Raw genomic sequence first — 17971 nt, 5'->3', positions numbered from 1 at the left:
CGTTACGTTCTTGTTGAACCTCATCCCCCAAACGAGGAGGCGCAATGCGTCCTCTGTCCAGGCTTTTCCTGGCAGCCCTGACGTTCTCACTGGTAGGCGGGGCGTCGCTCCCCGCGACCAGTCATAGTGTTTCGGTGGTGGATCCCCAGGTAGAGACCCCTGCCCTGTACGACGACGAAGCCGGCGGCAACTCCAACGGTGACGACCCGGCGATCTGGGTCCACCCGTCCAAGTCCGGCAAGAGCGTGGTGATCGGCACCGCCAAGGAGGGTGGCCTCTTCGTCTACAACCTCGACGGGCAGCAGATTCAGCACCTCGCCGCGCCCGCGGCCCCGGGGCCTGACGACGAGGTCGGACGGTTCAACAACGTCGACGTCACCTACGATTTCGGCGGGCGGGACCTCGCGGTCGTCTCCGACCGCGGCCGGGACCAGCTGCGGATCTACGCCATCGCGAACGGCCAGCTCACCGACGTGACCGACCCGGCCGCGCCGTTCGTGTTCAACACCACCCAGCAGCAGGTCAACGACGCCGAGACCGCGTACGGCCTGGCCACCTGGAAGGACTCCACCGGCACCTACGCGCTGGTCAGCCGCCGGCACCGGACCTCGATCGGCCTGGTCAAGCTTCTGCCCAAGCCGAACGGCAAGGTCGGCTATCAGCTCGTCAAGACCCTGAACCTGCCCTCGTCGTTCACCCTGCCGAACGGCCAGAGTTGGACGCCCTGTGACGAGCCGGGCCGGGAGCCGCAGGTCGAGGGCATGGTCGTGGACCAGGAGAAGGACGTCCTCTACGCGGCCCAGGAGGACGTCGGCGTCTGGCGGATGCGCGCGGACCTCACCGGGACCCCCGTGCTGATGGACAAGGTCCGCGAGTACGGCGTGCCCGCCACCTACGACCCGGTGGCAGACGAGTGCACCCCCGGTACGGACCCGGGCTACGGCGGCCAGCGTCTGACCGCGGACGCCGAGGGTCTCACGATCTACTACCGGGAGGACGGCAAGGGCTACCTGCTGGCCTCCAGCCAGGGCGACAACACCTTCGCCGTCTACCGCAGGGAAGGCTCCAACGCCTACCTGGGTCAGTTCAGGATCGGTTCGTACAACGGCATCGACGGCGTCGAGCACAGCGACGGCTCGACCGTGCTGAACGTCCCGCTGGGCGACTTCGAGGAAGGTCTGTTCATCTCGCACGACGGCGCCAACACGCCGACCGCACCCGACCGTGAGAACACGAACTTCAAGTTCGCCGACTGGAGTGACATCGCCGACGGACTCGACCTGGACGTGGACACCGACGGCTGGGACCCGCGCGACTGAGCAGCGGAGAAAGCCCTCGGCTACTCGGCGGATTCGAGAGCCGGTCGGCAGCGTGTGATCGGTTGATCGAGCCGTGAGTAGTCTGATCAGACGCTCGGCTGGGATTTCCCAGCCGAGCGTTTGGCGTGGGCGGCTGTGGACTCGGCGCGGAATTCACGGGCGTGCCGGAGCAGGCCGGCGCTCGCGGGAGGGCGATGGGGGGTGCGGGTTCGTCTCGGCGGCGCGACGGGCCGCGCCGGCTCACCGCCCGCCTGGCGGCTACCCGTGGCACGGTCGTGACCGGGAACCTCAACGTGCCGGGGATGCCGGCCAACCGGCGCCTGGCCCGCGCGGTGACCGACGCCGGACTGAACGAGATGCGGCGTCTGTTCGCCCACAAGGCCGACCGCCGGTATCCCAGCGGTAAGACGTGCCAGGGTCACGGCGCGGTGAAAGCCGGGCCGCCCTGTCCGGACGCACGCGTGAGCGCACCGAGTGCGGTCTGGGCCTGGATCGGGACCTGAGCGCCGCTCGTGGTCTGGCCGTGCTCGCGGCCGAGGCCGCCCAGAGTCCCGGGGAGACGACAAACGCCCGCCGCGCAGCGACGGGACCCGGTGTTCGCGCCGGGCAGGCACCCGGGAAACGGGAACGCCGCCGCGGCAACGCGGCGGCTCGCCGATCCTCACTGACGAACACCGGGAATCAGCGGGAGGGTCGACCGGCGCGGACTCCCGTGTGGCGGCGACCGCCAAGCCGACCGCGCCCTCCGCCTGATTCACACAGACCCGTACGGCCCCTGCCCCGAGGCGCGGGTCCACGCCGTACCGGCGGCGGCAGGTCCGGGAAAAGATCGTCCACGGCCTCGTCCGCGGGCTGTTCAAGGCCTTGACCAGGCCGAACGACCGGCAGGCAACCGCCGGAAAAGCCATGGGGACACCGGATCGGTTCGGCACTCCCTGACCGGGGCATTCTCACCGGTCACGCCGACCTCGATCACGCCATTCGTATCGCCATGGCCCGGCCCGCCGGCGGGCCGGGCCATGGGCATCGGGCGACCGTCACCTGCTCCCCCGATGCCCGCACCGCCGGTTCGTCACCTGTCTCCGACGAACGCGGCGCCGGATATCGGACCCACGCGCCGGGTCAGCCGTGGTTGACCCGCCAGAAGTCGGAGACGGTCTGGCGACCCCGCAGGTCTCCGAGCAGTCCCTTGGGATCGGTGTGGAAGAGCTGCCCCTTCCAGTCGGACAGCCCGGGCGGGGTGACCAGGGGCTTGACCGTGCTGTTGCCGGAGATGCCGCCCTCGCCGATCTCGTGCTTGACGCCCTCCTCGGTCATGATGAAGTGGACGTACAGCTTGGCCGCGTTGGGGTGCTTGCTCTTGGCGGCGATCGCGACGTACTTGGGGTAGCTGAAGCCGACGAACGGTGCCATCCCCTCGCAGGTCGCCTGGGTGTACCCCTTGTCCTCGTTGTTGCGGAACTTCGAGATCGACATGAATCCGATCTTCTTGTCGGTGGAGCTCGGCGCGCCCACCGCACCGGAGATGTCCTCGTCGGAGCCGGTCAGCACCGGCTTGTTGCCCGCCATCCGCTTGATCCACTCATAGGCGGCGCTCTTCTCCTCGGTCTCCAGGGGCTTGCCGTACTTGGTCTGGTAGGCCTGCTCCAGCGCCTGGTTGCCGTGCGCGTCCATCTGGGTGAAGAACGACAGCACGGTCGGCTTGCCCAGCGGGTCCTGCATCACCAGCTTGCCGGCCCACTCCGGCTCGGTCAGGTCCCACACGTTCTTCACCGGGCACCCTTCCGGCGACAGCTTGGTGTTGTAGGCGAAGACCGTGGCCTTCGACAGCGCGAGCAGCGGGTTCTGGTTCTCGGCCGGGATCTGGTCCGTGAGGTCGCCGGGCACCCACGTCCGCGCCACACCCTGCGGGATCAGCTGGCCCACCAGCACCCCGCCGTCCTCGTACATCGCCGCGTCGATCGTGATGTTGTCGGCGGCGTGCTCCCTGATCATCTTCTCGGCGGTCTGCGGGGTGTCCGACTTCACGCCTTCCATCTTGATGCCGTACTTCGCGGTGAACGCCTTGGCCACCTCTTCGATGTCGCCGCTGGAGTCGTAGACCAGCACGCTGCCCTCCTTCTTGGCGGCGGCGACCAGCGCGTCCAGGTCGAAGTTCGCGTCGAGCGAGGGGCCGGGCAGCGGCTGCTCGGCGGCCGTCGCCGGCGAAGGGGCACCGGTGGCCGTGGAAGGCGCGCAGGCTGCGGCGGCAAGCGCCAGCAGCGCCGTAGAGATGATCTGTTTGGTACGCCTCACGGTAGCGTCACTCCTTTTGCCCATCGGGGTCGTAGGCGCCGCCAAGCACCCCGACTCGGCGCCGCAATGGGCTCAACAATGAACATCACGTGAATAGCTTGTCAAGACATTCTTACTTTGGTGGGGCATCCGACACACTCTCGTTACCGGATGGGCGGCCCGGCGAGCCGACCCGAATCGGTCATTGGTCAGGACATTCTGACGTCAGATACCATCTGACCGTGACTGCGACGAGATTGGACATCGACCTCGACCGGTCGAGCCCGGTTCCCCTGTACTTCCAGGTAGCCGAGCGGATCGCGGAGGCGATCCAGACAGGCGAGCTGCTCCCGGGTTCCCGGCTCGACAATGAGATTCAGCTCGCCGACCAGCTGGGGCTTTCGCGCCCGACCATCCGCCAGGCCATCCAGTACCTCGTCGACAAGGGGCTGCTGGTCCGCAAACGCGGCGTGGGCACCCAGGTCGTACACGGCCAGGTCAAGCGGGCGGTCGAGCTCACCAGTCTCTACGACGACCTGCGCAGGGCAGGGCAGAAGCCGATGACCCGGGTGCTGTCCATCGACACGGTCGCCGCCGAGGAGAGTGTCGCCGACGCCCTCGGGGTCGCGCCGGGCACCGAGGTGCTCCGACTGGAGCGGCTCAGATACGCACTGGGCGAGCCGCTCGCCCTGCTGCACAACTGGCTGCCACTGGGATTGACCCCCCTGTCGGCCGAGATGCTCGAGGCTCGCGGACTCTACGAGCTGCTGCGCTCGGCCGGCGTCCGGATGCGGGTCGCGAACCAGCGGATCAGCGCTCGTGCCGCCACCCCGGCCGAGGCGCGGCTGCTGAACGAGCGTCGCGCCTGCCCGCTGCTCACCATGGTCCGCACGACCTACGACGACCAGGGCAGGGCCGTGGAGCACGGCTCACACGTCTACCGCGCCTCGCACTACTCCCTTGAGGTCACCCTCGTGGAGCGCTGAGCGCGTCACCCCTTCCCGCTCCATCATCGTGATGATGATAGCTAGTCAGAATGTCAGGACAAACTATTGACGGTTCACCTGTCGTTCATCTAGAACTGGAGGCCCCTGTCACAAGGAGCCGCCATGCGTGTGGGTTTGCTAGGCCTTGGCCGTATAGGCATGTTCCATGCCGCCACCCTCTCGACTCTCGTGGATGACCTCGTCGTCTCCGACGTGGATCACACCAGAGCCGAGGAGGTGGCGGGACGGCTCAAGGCCCGAGTCGGAGACCCCTTCGACGCGGACGCGGTGGTGATCGCGACCCCGACCTCCACCCATGCGGAGGCGCTGTTGCGGGCATCCGACCTGGGAGTGCCGGCGTTCTGCGAGAAACCCGCGGCCCCCACCGTCGCGGAGACCCGGCGGGTCGCCGAAGCGGTCAAGCGTAGCGGCGTCGCCGTGCACATCGGCTTCCAACGGCGCTTCGACGCCGGCTACACCGCCGCACGCGAGGCGCTGCGCGGTGGCGAGCTCGGCGAACTGCACCGGGTCCACCTGCTGACCGCCGATCCGAAGCCCCCGGCCGCCGGGTACGTCGCGCTGTCCGGCGGCATCTTCCGTGACTGCCACATCCACGACTTCGACATCCTGCGCTGGGTCACCGGCCGTGAGGTGGACACCGTCTACGCGACCGGCTCCAACCGGGGCGAGGCCTTCTTCACCGAGGCCGGAGACGTCGACAACAGCGCCGCTCTGCTCATCATGGACGACGGCACGCTGGTCACGCTGCAGGGTTCCCGCTACAACGGCGCCGGATACGACGTGCGGATGGAGCTGGCCGGGACCCGTGCCACCTGGGCGGCGGGACTCGGCTACCGGACCCCGCTGCGCTCGGCCGAGGGCTTCGACCCGGGCGGGGACCCGTGGCCGGACTTCCAGGCCAGGTTCGACGCCGCGTACGTCGCGGAGATGCGCGCGTTCCTGGCGATGGCGCGAGGTGAGCGCGAGAGCCCCTGCACGGTCCAAGACGCCCTGTCCGCGCTCTACCTCGCCGAGGCGGCCGATCTGTCGCTCCGCGAGGGACGGCCGGTCCGCCTCCTGGAGGTGACGAAGTGAGGATCGCCGCCGCACCGATCTCCTGGGGGGTCTGCGAGGTGCCCGGCTGGGGGTACCAGCTGCCCGCCGAGCGGGTGCTGACCGAGATGGCCGAGATGAACCTGACGGCCACCGAGCTGGGCCCCGACGGCTTCCTGCCCGCCGACCCCGGTCGCCGCGCCCGCCTCCTCGGCCGCTACAACCTGAGCGCCGTGGGCGGCTTCGTCCCCGTGGTCCTGCACGACCCCGCCCACGACCCGCTGCCGGGCCTGCGGGCCACACTGGCCTCCTTCGAGGACGAGGCGGTGGTCGTGCTGGCCGCCGCCACCGGCGTGGACGGCTACGACACGCGCCCCGCGCTGGACGCGGAGGGCTGGCGCACGCTGCTGACCAATCTGGAGCGGATCCGTCACGAGACGGCCCGCCCGGTCACCCTGCATCCGCACGTCGGAACCATGATCGAGACCAGGGAGGAGGTGGACCGGATCCTCGACGGCTGCGGCGTCGCACTCTGCCTGGACACCGGTCACCTGCTCATCGGCGGCACCGACCCACTGGACATCGTCCGCAGGGCTTCCGGGCGGATCGCCCACGTCCACCTCAAGGACGTCGAGGCAGCCCTCGCCGAGCGGGTCAGGACGGGCGCTCTCACCTACACCCAGGCCGTGCGGGCGGGGATCTACCGCCCGCTCGGCCAGGGCGACGTCGATGTGGCGGGCATCGTCACCGGCCTGACCGCGGCCGGCTATCCCGGCTGGTACGTGCTGGAGCAGGACGTCGTCCTCGACTCCGGGGACGCGAACCCGATGGAGGACGTCCGCACCAGCCTGGCCTATCTCGGAGGCCTCAGGTGAGCGTGCCCGCCGAGGTGCTGACGATGGGCCGGGTCGGGGTGGACATCTACCCGCTCCAGGTCGGGGTGTCGCTGCGGGAGGTGGAGACCTTCGGCAAGTACCTGGGCGGCAGCCCGACCAACGTGGCCGTGGCCGCCGCCCGGCTGGGCCACTCCAGCGCGGTGATCACCAGGACCGGGGCCGACCCGTTCGGCTCGTTCGTCCACGACGCGCTGCGCGCCTACGGCGTCGACGACCAGCACGTGACCGAGGTGCCCGGCCTGCCCACGCCGGTGACGTTCTGCGAGATCCTGCCCCCGGACGACTTCCCGCTCTACTTCTACCGCTATCCCAAGGCTCCCGACCTGGAGATCCTCCCCGGGGAGCTGGATCTCGCGGCGATCGCGTCAGCGGGGGTGTTCTGGACGACCGTGACCGGGCTGTCGGCGGAACCGTCCCGCAGCGCGCACCTGGCCGCCTGGCAGGCCCGGGGGCGGGCGCCGCACACGGTGCTGGACCTGGACTACCGGCCGATGTTCTGGCCGGACGAGCGCGAGGCCCGACACCAGGTGCGCGCGGCGCTCGGCCAGGTCACCGTCGCGGTCGGCAACCTGGCGGAGGCCGAGGTGGCCACCGGCACCCGCAAGCCCCACGAGGCGGGCCGGGCGCTGCTGGAGGCCGGGGTCGAGCTGGCGATCGTCAAGCAGGGCCCGGACGGGGTGCTCGGCATGACCGCCACCGAGACGGTGGAGGTGCCGCCGGTGAAGGTCGAGGTCGTCAACGGGCTTGGCGCGGGCGACGCCTTCGGCGGGGCGCTCTGCCACGGCCTGCTGGAGGGCTGGCCACTGGAGCGGGTACTGAGGTTCGCCAACGTGGCCGGGGCGATCGTGGCCGGCCGACTGGCCTGTGCCCCCGCCATGCCCGCCGTGGACGAGGTCGAGAACGTCCTGTCAGACGGATTTCCGAAAGGGGACGCCGCGCATGCGTGAAGAGGACCACCGGCGGTTGCTCGACGACCGAGCCTGGCATCCGGAGCGGGTGACCGAGGCGGCCGCCAGGCGCAGGCGCAGGTCGCTGCCGGCCGGTCGTGACCAGCTGCTGATCATCGCGGCCGATCATCCGGCGCGGGGCTCGCTCGGCGTCGGCGGCGAGCCGATGGCGATGGAGAGCCGTGTCGGCCTGCTGGATCGGCTCATGACCGCCCTGGCCAGGCCCGGCGTGGACGGGCTGCTGGCCACGCCCGACATCGTCGAGGACCTGCTGCTGCTCGGCGCGCTCGACGGCAAGATCGTGATCGGTTCGATGAACCGGGGCGGTGTGCAGGGCTCGGTGTTCGAGTTCGACGACCGCTTCACCGCCTACGACGCCGAGTCGATCGCGGCGATGGGTTTCGACGGCGGCAAGATGCTGTGCAGGATCGCGCTGGAGGACGCCTCGACCGCCACCACGCTGGCGAGTTGCGGGCATGCCGTCACCCGGCTGGCCAGTTACGGGCTGATGGCGATGATCGAACCGTTCTGGTCCAGGCGGGTCGACGGCGTGGTGAGACACGATCTGTCGCCGGAGGCGATGATCCACGCCATCAGCGTCGGCCAGGGGCTCGGCGCGACCTCCGCCCATACCTGGCTGAAGATCCCGGTGGTCGAGGGGATGGAGCGGGTCATGGAGGCCACGACACTGCCGACGCTGCTGCTCGGCGGTGACCCCGACAAGGCACCCGACCAGGTCTTCGGCTCCTGGAGCAAGGCACTGCGGCTGCCCGGCGTACGTGGTCTGGTCGTCGGCCGGGCGCTGCTCTACCCGCCGGGCGACGACGTGGCGGCGGCCGTGGACACCGCGGCGAGCCTGCTGGAGTCGTCGTGACGCACATCCCCCACGGCACCGCCGCCTCGCCCCCGTGGGCAGTGCAGATCACCCCCGAGTCGGCCGGCTGGACCTATGCCGGCCTGCGGGTGGTGGATCTGCCTGACCACCCCGTGCACTTCTCCACCGGCCGGGAGGAGATGCTGGTCCTGCCGCTGTCGGGCTCGTGCGAGGTCACCGCGGGCGGCCTGCGGCTGTCGCTGTCCGGGCGTACGTCGGTCTTCGACGCGGTGACCGACTTCGCCTACCTGCCCATCGACACATCCGCGGTGATCACCGGCCACGGCCGCATCGCGTTCCCCTCGGCTCGGGCGACCCGGCACTTCCCGGTCCGGTACGGCCCGGCCGAGCAGGTCCCGGTGGAGGTGCGCGGCGCCGGGCAGGCCAGCCGCCGGGTCAACAACTTCTGCGCGCCGGACGCCTTCGACTGCGACAAGCTCGTCGCGGTCGAGGTGTTCACCCCCGGTGGGAACTGGTCGTCCTACCCGCCGCACAAGCACGACACGGCCTCCGAGCACGAGGCCGTACTGGAGGAGATCTACTACTTCGAGGGCGGCCCCGGCTACCAGCGGGTGTACGGCACGCACGACACCCTGGCCGAGGTGAGCGGCGGAGACGTGGTACTCGTCCCGCACGGCTACCACGGCCCCTCGATGGCCGCCCCCGGCTACGACCTGTACTACCTGAACGTGCTGGCCGGGCCCGCCGAGCAGCGGTCCATGGCCTTCTGTGACGACCCCCGGCACGCGTGGATCCGCTCCTCCTGGGCGGATCAGCCGGTCGACCCCCGTGTGTCGCGTCGCGTCGCGGACACCGGGCCCGGATTCCCTGGAGGTACCTCATGAGGCTCACGGTGGCTCAGGCGCTGGTGCGGTTCCTGGCGAACCAGTGGGCGGAGCGCGACGGCGTCGAGCAGCGGCTGATCGCGGGCGTCTTCGGCATCTTCGGCCACGGCAACGTGGCGGGCGTCGGCCAGGCCCTGGCCGAGCAGGGCGCGGGCACCGGCGACGCGCTGCCGTACTACCTGGCCCGCAACGAGCAGGCCATGGTGCACACCGCCGTCGGCTACGCCCGTACGCGCGACCGGCTCTCCACCTTCGCCTGCACCACCTCCATCGGCCCCGGCGCCACCAACCTGGTCACCGGCGCGGCACTGGCCACCATCAACCGGCTCCCGGTGCTGCTGCTGCCCGGCGACGTCTTCGCCACCCGGGTCGCCGGCCCGGTACTGCAGGAACTGGAGGACCCGGGCTCCTACGACGTGACGGTCAACGACACGCTGCGCCCGGTCAGCCGCTTCTTCGACCGGATCGACCGGCCCGAACAGTTGCCGTCCGCCCTGCTGGCCGCGATGCGGGTGTTGACCGACCCGGCCGAGACCGGCGCGGTCACCCTGGCGCTCCCCCAGGACGTGCAGGCCGAGGCCTACGACTGGCCCGAGGAACTGTTCGCCAGGCGGGTGTGGCACGTGGCCCGGCCGGTGCCCGAGCCCGCCGCGCTGGCCAGGGCGCTCGAACTGATCCGCGGCTCGCACAGACCACTGATCGTCGCCGGAGGCGGGGTCGCCTACAGCCGGGCCTGCGCGGAACTGCTCCGCTTCGCGGAGAACCACGGCGTGCCGGTGGCCGAGACCCAGGCGGGCAAGGGCGCGCTGCCCTACGACCACCCGTGCGCGGTCGGCGCGGTCGGCCACACCGGCACCGCCGCCGCCAACGCCCTGGCCAGGGAGGCGGACCTGGTCATCGGCATCGGGACCCGCTACAGCGACTTCACCACCGCCTCCCGGACCCTCTTCGGCCGGGCCCGGTTCCTCAACGTCAACGTCACCGCCTTCGACGCGGCCAAGAACTCCGGCGCGATGCTCGTCGCCGACGCCCGCGAGGCCCTGCTCGCCCTCGACCGGACGGACTGGCGGGCCGACCCCGAGTGGACCCGTCAGGCGGCCGCCCTGGCCGCCGGCTGGCAGGCCGAGATCAGCCGGACCTACGCCGGGACGGAGCTGACCCAGCCGGTCGTGCTCGGCATCCTCAACGAGATCGCCGAGGACGGCGTGGTCGTCAACGCGGCCGGGTCCATGCCGGGTGACCTGCACCGGCTGTGGCGGACCCGGGACCCCAAGGGCTACCACGTGGAGTACGGCTACTCCTGCATGGGGTATGAGATCGCCGGAGGGCTCGGGGTGAAACTCGCCGACCCGGAGCGCGAGGTGTTCGTGCTGGTCGGTGACGGCTCCTACCTGATGATGGCCCAGGAGATCGCCACCGCCGTGCAGGAGGGCGTCAAGCTCGTGATCGTCCTGGTGGACAACCACGGCTTCGCCTCGATCGGCGACCTCAGCGAGTCGGTGGGGGCCCTGCGACTCGGCACCGCCTACCGGATGCGCGGCCCGGAAGGAGAGCTGGACGGCGACCGGCTTCCCGTGGATCTGGCGGCCAACGCGGCCAGCCTCGGCGCCGACGTGCTGCGCGCCGGCGACCCGGAGGCGCTGCGGGCCGCGCTGGCCAAGGCGGTGGCGTCCGCGCACACCACGGTCGTCTACGTCGAGACCGTCCCCGGCGGCGGACCCGGCGCCCAGGCCTGGTGGGACGTCCCGATCGCCGAGGTGTCGGAACTGGCCCGGACCCGGGCCGCACGGGAACACTACGACGAGGCCAAACGCGATCAGCGGCCCTACCTGTGATGGGCTGGACGCCGGCGTTCGCCGCGATGGCGATCCTCTTCGTGCTGGTCAGCGGAGCCAACGACGGGGCCACCCTGATCGGGCTGGGGCTCAGATTCCCCCGCTCGCCGGGATGGGCGATCGCCGCGCTTCTGCTGACGGCGCTCTTCGCCGGGCCGTACCTGCTGGGGTTCTCGGTCGCGCGGACCTTCACCGAGAGGCTGGCGGGACTCGGCACGAGCGGCGGAGCGACGGCGTTCCTGGCCGGGGTGGTGACCGCGGTGATCGTGGTCGCGGTGCTGACCGGCAAAGGGCTGCCGACCAGCCTGACACTCGCGGTCATCGGCGGCATCAGCGGCGCGGGGCTCGGTGCGGGACTGCCGGTGTCGTGGCGGAGCCTGGGCACCGTCCTGGCCGTCGGAGCGGGTGCCCCCCTGGTCGGCCTGGTCCTGGGCCACCTGCTGGGAACCCTGTCGCGCCGGGTGCCGTCCTACCACCGGATGCCCCGGCTCGTGCTCTCCGCCCATCTGCTGGCCTACGCGGCCCAGTGCGTCGCCTACGCGGTGAACGACGGCCAGAAGATGATCGCGGTGGTCAGCGTCGCGTTGAACGTGGGCCGCGACGGGCTGGGCGGGGTCGGCCCCATCGAGGTCCCGCCGGTGTGGATGGCCGTCCTCGTGGCGCTGTTCCTCGCCGGATCCCTGACCAGCCTCACCCGCGTGGGAGAGCGACTGGGCCGCGGCCTGGTCATCACCCGGCCGCTGCACATCGTCTCGGCCGAGACGGCGGCCACCGGCGCCGTCCTCGGCAGCTCGGCCCTGGGAAGCCCGGTGAGCATGACCCAGTCCATCACGGCCGGCGTCGTCGGCGTGGCGGCAAGCGAGGGAGCCAGGAGGGTGCGATGGCAGGGCGTCGTGAACGTGGGTACGGCATGGCTGGTCACGCTGCCGTCGTCAATGGCCCTGGGCTGCCTGGCCGGGCTCGCGATGAGGCTGCTGTGAGCGGCGCGGGCGGCCGTGCCCGGCGGTTCGCGCGGGCCTGGGACGACCTTCGCGGCCGATCCGGACGACGAGTCGTCGAGCTGGTCCGCAAACAGGTCGCCGTCGCCCGCGCCGGAGCCGTACTGGCCCGCTCGACCGCCTCCGGCACGATCGGGCGATCGGCCGCCCGCACCCGGATGACGGAGGTGGAACACGAGGGCGACGCGGCGCGGGCCGAGCTGGTGCGCGTCCTGCGGCGGGTGCTGGCGACCCCCATCGACCGAGAGGACCTGTTCCGGCTCTCCCGATCGATCGACGACGTGCTGGACCACCTGCGCGACTACGTGCGCGAGACCGACCTGTTCGGACCGGAGGACCTCGGCTTCGCCGTCGAGCCGCTGCAGGTGGTGAGCGACGGCCTCGACGAGCTGGAGAACGCCGTCCTGAAGATGATCGACGACCCCGGCTCGGTCACCGTGGCCGTGCTGGCCACGCGCAAGGCCTGCAGCCGGGTCCGCCAGCTCTACCAGACCCGGCTCACCGAGCTGTTCACCGGGCCGCTGGAGATGAACACCCTGCGCGAACGCGAGCTGCTGTCGCGCCTGGACGCGGTCGGCCGGCGGCTCGGCGAGGCCGCCGACGCGCTCGCCGACGCGATGCTCAAGCGAAGCCACTGAGGAAGCTGACGGACCACCCTTGTGAACCCCCCGAAGGAAGTACCCATGGCTCTTCTCACCAAGGCGGAAACGCCGCCACCTCCCCCGAGGCGGCGCAGGCTGGTGTACCGGCTCCGCGTGCTGCGCCACGATCCGACCGCCGCGCTCGGGCTGATCCTCGTCATCCTGCTCGCCTACCTCGTCGTGGCACCGCTGGTCGCGGTGCTGTCGGACGCCTTCCGCCTGCAGTACGGCGACGACGTGCACGCCGGGCAGCAGTCCGGCGAATGGACCGGCTACTACCTGTGGCGGGTGTTCCGCTCCCAGATCAGCGGCCTGCTGTTCTGGGAACCGCTGCTCAACACGCTGGTGATCGCGGTGGGCACCACCCTGTTCGCGCTGGTCCTCGGGGGCGGCATGGCCTGGCTGGTGACCAGGACCAACGTGCCCGGGCGCAAGTGGCTCGCCGGCGCCCTGGTGGTCCCCTACATGCTGCCGTCGTGGACCTTCTCCCTGGCCTGGCTGTCGCTGTTCAAGAACGAGCGCGCCGCCGGGCAGGTCGGCTTCCTGCAGGCCCAGGGCATCCGGACACCCGACTGGCTCGCCTACGGCGCGGTACCGATCATCATCACCCTGGGGCTGCACTACTACCCGTTCGTGCTGCTCCTGGTCGGGAACGCGCTGCGCCGCATCGACGCGCAACTGGAGGACTCCGCGCGGATCCTCGGCGCCCCGCAGCGGACCGTCATCCGGCGGATCGTGGTGCCGCTGATGCTCCCGGCGCTGTCCTCGGCCGTGCTGCTGGTGGTCGGCCGGGTGCTCGGCACGTTCGGCACGCCCTACGTGCTCGGCCTGCCGGCCGACTACCGGGTGCTGTCCACCGGGCTCTTCCAGTCGATCCGCGACCGCAGCACCGGCGTGGCCTCCGTACTCGCCACCGTCATCGTGATCATCGGGGTGCTGATCGTCCTCGTCGACACCCGGATGATGCGCGAGCACCGCCGGTTCGTCACCGTGGGCGGCAAGGGAGCGATGGACCGGCTGGGCGACCTGCGCCGCTGGCGCTGGCCCGCCTTCGCGCTCGGTCTGGTGGTCTTCGCGGTGAGCGTCCTCGTCCCGGTCCTGACACTTCTGATCTCCACGGTCACCCGCACGCCCCTGGACCTGTCGACCTTCACCCTCGACTACTGGTTCGCCGAGAAGCTGCCCGGAGCGGTCGGCTTCCCGCACGGCGTCTTCCGCGGTTCCGAACTGTGGGAGGCCGCGTGGAACTCGCTGCGCATCGTCGGCCTGGCCTCGCTGATCTGCGCGGTCGCCGGCCTGCTGATCGGGTACGTCGTGGTGCGCGGAACGGCCCCGCGCGTCGCCGCGTTCCTCCGCCAGGTCTCCTTCCTGCCCTACCTCATCCCCGGCATCGCGTTCGCGGCCGCCTCGCTGTCGCTGTTCGCCGTCGCCAGGGGGCCGATCCCCGCGCTGTACGGGACGACGTTCCTGCTGATCCTGGTGATGGCCGTGACGCACCTGCCGTACAGCTCGCGCTCGGGCATCGCGGCGATGATGCAACTCGGCCGCGAACCGGAGGAGGCCGCGCAGATCGCCGGCGCCTCCTGGTGGCAGCGGATGCGGCGGATCATCTTCCCGATCCAGAAGGGCGCCCTCGTCACCGGAATCGTGCTGCCGTTCATCTCCGGGCTCAAGGAACTCAGCATCGTCATCATGCTGACCACCACCGGGACACAGCTCCTCACCACCCTGTCCATCGGCCTCGTGGACTACGGATACACCCAGCTCGCCAACGCGGTCGTACTCATGATCGCCTTGGTCTCCTTCACCATGACCTACCTGACCCAGCGTCTGACCAAGAGCAGCCTGGCGTCCGGCCTAGGAGGATAGATGCCGAACATCACCCTGAGCGGAATCGCCAAGAGCTACGGCGGTGGCGACTACGCCGTGAAGAACCTCGACCTGACCGTCCCCGACGGCGCGTTCATGTGCCTGCTGGGCCCCTCCGGCTGCGGCAAGACGACCACGCTGCGGATGATCGCCGGGCTTGAGCAGCCGACCGCCGGCACCATCGCCGTCGGTGACAGGGTCCTCGACTCCGTCGAGCGGGGACTCTACGTCCCGCCGGAGAAGCGCGGCATGGGGCTGGTCTTCCAGAACTACGCCCTCTGGCCGCACCTGTCGGTGCGCGAGAACGTCGAGTTCGGCCTGCGGATGCGCAAGGTGCCCGCTGCCGAGCGGCGGGCCAGGGCGGAGCTGGCGCTGCAGATGGTCCACGTCGACGCCGCCATGGACCGCTACCCCTCCCAGCTGTCCGGTGGTCAGCAGCAGCGGGTCGCGCTGGCCAGGATGCTGGCGATCAACCCCACGGTGCTGCTGCTCGACGAGCCGTTGTCCAACCTCGACGCCCGGCTCCGGCTGGAGATGCGCGCCGAGCTCAAACGCATCCACGAGGAGTCCAACGCGACGATCGTCTTCGTCACCCACGACCAGCTGGAGGCACTCACCATGGCCACCGACGTCGCGGTCATGAACGAGGGCGAGCTGCAGCAGTTGGCCCCCCCGATGGAGATGTACGCCAGACCCGCCAACCGGTTCGTCGCCGAGTTCGTCGGCAGCCCGCCGATGGCGATCGTCGAGATCGGCCCTTCTCCCACCGGTCTGGCCGGTTCGCTGACGCGCTTCGTCGAGTCCCGCGCCGGGCAGAGCGTCGCCCCCGGCGCCGTCGGTGTCCGCCCCGAGGCGCTGCGCCTCGGTTCGCCACCCCGTTCCGTCTGGTCCGAGGAGGCCACCGTCGAGGCCGTGCTGCCGGCGGGCTCCTCCTGGACCGTACGGCTGCGCGTCCTGGACACCGAGCTGTACGCGCTCTCCTACACGCCGGTCGAGGCCGCCGCCGGCGAGGTGCTGACCTGCTGGACCGACCAGATGCACCTGTTCGGCGCGGACGGCGCGCGGATCCCCTCCTGGGACAGGACGGGGGTCGGCGCGTGATCCGGCCCAAGGCTTTGCTGCTGGACTTCGGCGGGGTGATCGTGGAGACCGCCCGGCGCCCGTCGTGGACGGCCGAACTCGCCGCGGAGGTGCACGAGCTCCTCACCAGGGCCGGCTTCCACGGCCTCGGCCTCGACGACGTGGAGAACGACATCCTGGCGGGCGCGCGCGCCGACAGGTACTGGAAGGACTCCACCTCCCGTCAGTTCGCCCCGGCGGAGATGACACACCGCGGGTTCTGGGCCGACTACGTCGCGGGCGACTGGCCGGAGCAGGCCCGCTCACTGGTGATCGCCGAGGCGACCCCGCTCTGCAGGCGGATGGGCGAGCTACGCAGCGACCGCAAGACCCGGCCCGCGCTGCAGGAGCTGCTGGCCGCCTGCTGGACGCACGGCGTCACGCCCGCGGTCGTCAGCAACGCCCTGTGCGGAGCCGTCCACCGCGACTACATGGCCCTCAACGGCCTCGACCGCCAGGTGGCGGTGCAGGTCTACAGCGACGAGGTCGGCGTCCGCAAACCCAATCCGGAGATGATCTGGATCGCCTGCCGGGCCCTGGGCGTCGACCCCGCGGAGACCTGGTACGTCGGCGACAACTACGACCGCGACGTGGTCTGCGGAGCCCGCGCCCGGGTGGGGGCCACCGTCCTGATGGTCTCCCGGAGCACCGAGAAGATCCCCTACAAAGTGCGGCAGCGCCCTCAGGCGACAGTCGAGGACCCGCGCGGCCTGCTGAGCCTCCTGGAGGAGACATGGACCTGAAAACCTCACGCGATCTGGCCGCCATCGCGGTCGAGGCGGCCAGGGCGGTCGGCGACCGGCTCAGGGAGGCCTTCCGCTCCCGGCCCGAGGTGAAGACCAAGCGCGACTTCCACGACCCGGTGACCGAGCACGACAAGGCGGCCGAGGAGCGTATCCGCGAGGTCCTGGACCGGTTGTGCCCGGGCAGCGTCGTGGTGGGAGAGGAGGACGGCGTCCGAGGTGAAGGCGACATCAGCTGGTACGTCGACCCCATCGACGGCACCGCGAACTTCGCCGCCGGCCTGCCGTTCTTCTGCACCTCCATCGGGGCGGTCGTGGACGGCGAGGTGGTGGCGGGCGTCGTCTACGACCCCGTCCGCGACGACGAGTTCACCGCCTCGCTCGGCGGGGCCTTCTGCAACGGCGCGCCGATCCGCAGCGCCGGCGCGCGCACGGACCGGGAGGCGGTGCTGCTGTCGAGTTACCCCTCCCCGCGCGACCTGGCCGCGGAGGGAGAGGTGGCGCTGCACCGTTTCGCCCGGATGGTCAACGCCTTCGCCACCACGCGCCGCCCGGGGAGCGCGGCGCTGAAGCTGGCGCACGTCGCCGCCGGGTGGTCCGACGTCGCGTACGGCACGTACGTGAACGCCTGGGACGTGACGGCCGGCTCGCTCCTGGTGGAGCAGGCCGGGGGCGTCTACATCCCGCTGTCCGGCAGCATCTTCACCCCCGGCGGCTATCTCGCCTGCGTCGGTGGATTCGACCTCGCCGGCTCCGTGATGGCCGAGGTCTCCACGGCGAGGACCGCCTCGTGATCCGCTGGATCGTCACCGACCTGGACGGAACGCTCGTCGGGCGCGACCTGGCCATGGTGCCCTCCAGCCGGGACGCGCTCCGCCGCTTCGTCGCCTCGGGCGGAGAGGTGGTCATCGCGACCGGGCGGATGGAGCTGTCAGCCCTCCGCTACTACGAGGAACTGGGCCTCACCGGGGCGGCGATCCTCTACAACGGCGCTCGCACCGTGGATCTCGGCACCGGAGCCGTGCTGCGCTCCCGCCACCTGCCGGTGAACGCGTGGAAGGCGCTGCTCGACCTGTTCGAAGAACTCCCGCGGGGCGTCTACCCGGTGGCGTTCTCCGGCGGCGAGGCACTGGCCGTCCACGACGTGCCCGAACTGCGGGATTACGCCCGACGCGACGGAATCACCCTGCGGGATCCGGGCGACTGGTCGGCACTGTCCCCCGGCGAGATCACCAAATGCATGCTGATCGGCGATCGGTTTCCCGAATTGGATATTCCAGGAACCGTCACGGTTCGATCTGAGGCGACCTATCTGGAGGTGCTGCCCGAGGGCGCGACCAAGGGCGCCGCGCTCCGCGAGCTGGCCGCCTCCCGGGGCGTACCGCTGGAGCAGATCGCGGCCGTCGGCGACAACCCCAACGACATCGACATGATCATGACAGCCGGACTCGGGGCCGCGGTCGGCGACGGCCACCCGCAGGTCCGTGCGGTGGCCGATGTCGTGGTCGGGGCCTGCGCGGACGGAGCCGTCGCCGACGTGGTGGAACTGGCCCTCGGCTCCCATCCGTAGGT

General features: G+C 70.7%; 17 protein-coding genes. 16 read left to right on the top strand and 1 reads right to left on the bottom strand.

What is annotated here, in order from left to right; genetic code table 11:
* Positions 1-44 precede the first annotated feature (44 nt).
* A complete protein-coding gene (locus ACFQVD_RS01375) occupies positions 45-1319 on the top strand; it encodes a phytase (protein ID WP_343967644.1) in 1275 nt (424 codons plus the stop codon).
* A gap of 194 nt (positions 1320-1513) precedes the next feature.
* Positions 1514-1822 (top strand): hypothetical protein, encoded by a 309-nt coding sequence (locus tag ACFQVD_RS01370; RefSeq protein WP_343967646.1) that lies wholly within the window; start codon positions 1514-1516, stop codon positions 1820-1822.
* A 619-nt stretch (positions 1823-2441) separates the two neighbouring features.
* On the opposite strand, the gene ACFQVD_RS01365 is transcribed toward ACFQVD_RS01370, so the two are convergent.
* Positions 2442-3614 carry an ABC transporter substrate-binding protein gene (locus ACFQVD_RS01365; RefSeq protein ID WP_343967648.1) on the bottom strand — a complete coding sequence of 391 codons (1173 nt, stop codon included), beginning with the start codon at positions 3612-3614 and terminating at the stop codon, positions 2442-2444.
* A 221-nt stretch (positions 3615-3835) separates the two neighbouring features.
* On the opposite strand from ACFQVD_RS01365, the gene ACFQVD_RS01360 reads away from it, so the two are divergent.
* The 14 genes from ACFQVD_RS01360 (at position 3836) to ACFQVD_RS01295 (ending at position 17969) form a co-directional block, all read left to right on the top strand.
* The gene (locus tag ACFQVD_RS01360) at positions 3836-4579 is read left to right on the top strand and encodes a GntR family transcriptional regulator (RefSeq protein ID WP_343967650.1); all 744 of its coding nucleotides are present in this window, start codon (positions 3836-3838) and stop codon (positions 4577-4579) included.
* A 123-nt stretch (positions 4580-4702) separates the two neighbouring features.
* Positions 4703-5674, top strand: coding sequence for a Gfo/Idh/MocA family protein (locus ACFQVD_RS01355; protein WP_343967652.1), 972 nt, complete (start codon positions 4703-4705; stop codon positions 5672-5674).
* A complete protein-coding gene (locus ACFQVD_RS01350) occupies positions 5671-6507 on the top strand; it encodes a TIM barrel protein (protein ID WP_343967654.1) in 837 nt (278 codons plus the stop codon). Before ACFQVD_RS01355 ends, ACFQVD_RS01350 begins: the two co-directional genes overlap by 4 nt.
* The gene (iolC, locus tag ACFQVD_RS01345) at positions 6504-7475 is read left to right on the top strand and encodes a 5-dehydro-2-deoxygluconokinase (RefSeq protein ID WP_343967655.1); all 972 of its coding nucleotides are present in this window, start codon (positions 6504-6506) and stop codon (positions 7473-7475) included. Before ACFQVD_RS01350 ends, iolC begins: the two co-directional genes overlap by 4 nt.
* The gene (locus ACFQVD_RS01340) at positions 7468-8349 is read left to right on the top strand and encodes a Cgl0159 family (beta/alpha)8-fold protein (RefSeq protein WP_343967656.1); all 882 of its coding nucleotides are present in this window, start codon (positions 7468-7470) and stop codon (positions 8347-8349) included. The genes iolC and ACFQVD_RS01340 overlap by 8 nt, the downstream gene beginning before the upstream one ends.
* The gene (gene iolB, locus ACFQVD_RS01335; protein WP_343967658.1) at positions 8346-9194 is read left to right on the top strand and encodes a 5-deoxy-glucuronate isomerase; all 849 of its coding nucleotides are present in this window, start codon (positions 8346-8348) and stop codon (positions 9192-9194) included. Before ACFQVD_RS01340 ends, iolB begins: the two co-directional genes overlap by 4 nt.
* Positions 9191-11029 carry a 3D-(3,5/4)-trihydroxycyclohexane-1,2-dione acylhydrolase (decyclizing) gene (iolD, locus tag ACFQVD_RS01330; protein WP_343967660.1) on the top strand — a complete coding sequence of 613 codons (1839 nt, stop codon included), beginning with the start codon at positions 9191-9193 and terminating at the stop codon, positions 11027-11029. The genes iolB and iolD overlap by 4 nt, the downstream gene beginning before the upstream one ends.
* Positions 11029-12009, top strand: a complete 981-nt coding sequence (locus ACFQVD_RS01325; protein ID WP_343967662.1) for an inorganic phosphate transporter — start codon at positions 11029-11031, stop codon at positions 12007-12009. Before iolD ends, ACFQVD_RS01325 begins: the two co-directional genes overlap by 1 nt.
* Positions 12006-12665 carry a DUF47 domain-containing protein gene (locus ACFQVD_RS01320; RefSeq protein ID WP_343967664.1) on the top strand — a complete coding sequence of 220 codons (660 nt, stop codon included), beginning with the start codon at positions 12006-12008 and terminating at the stop codon, positions 12663-12665. Before ACFQVD_RS01325 ends, ACFQVD_RS01320 begins: the two co-directional genes overlap by 4 nt.
* 45 nt (positions 12666-12710) lie before the next feature.
* The gene (locus tag ACFQVD_RS01315; RefSeq protein WP_343967666.1) at positions 12711-14537 is read left to right on the top strand and encodes an ABC transporter permease; all 1827 of its coding nucleotides are present in this window, start codon (positions 12711-12713) and stop codon (positions 14535-14537) included.
* Positions 14538-15638, top strand: a complete 1101-nt coding sequence (locus ACFQVD_RS01310; RefSeq protein WP_343967668.1) for an ABC transporter ATP-binding protein — start codon at positions 14538-14540, stop codon at positions 15636-15638.
* On the top strand, positions 15635-16399 hold the full coding sequence (locus ACFQVD_RS01305; RefSeq protein ID WP_343967670.1) for an HAD family hydrolase: 765 nt from the start codon (positions 15635-15637) through the stop codon (positions 16397-16399). The genes ACFQVD_RS01310 and ACFQVD_RS01305 overlap by 4 nt, the downstream gene beginning before the upstream one ends.
* Positions 16390-17193, top strand: a complete 804-nt coding sequence (locus ACFQVD_RS01300) for an inositol monophosphatase family protein (protein ID WP_343967672.1) — start codon at positions 16390-16392, stop codon at positions 17191-17193. Before ACFQVD_RS01305 ends, ACFQVD_RS01300 begins: the two co-directional genes overlap by 10 nt.
* Positions 17190-17969 (top strand): HAD family hydrolase, encoded by a 780-nt coding sequence (locus ACFQVD_RS01295; RefSeq protein ID WP_343967674.1) that lies wholly within the window; start codon positions 17190-17192, stop codon positions 17967-17969. The genes ACFQVD_RS01300 and ACFQVD_RS01295 overlap by 4 nt, the downstream gene beginning before the upstream one ends.
* Positions 17970-17971: the final 2 nt, after the last annotated feature.

Origin of the sequence: Streptosporangium amethystogenes subsp. fukuiense (assembly GCF_042665875.1) — a bacterium.
In the GTDB taxonomy this organism is placed as follows: domain Bacteria; phylum Actinomycetota; class Actinomycetes; order Streptosporangiales; family Streptosporangiaceae; genus Streptosporangium; species Streptosporangium fukuiense.
The sequence above is the reverse complement of the archived record's forward strand: the minus strand, read 5'-3'. Positions and strand labels throughout refer to the sequence as shown.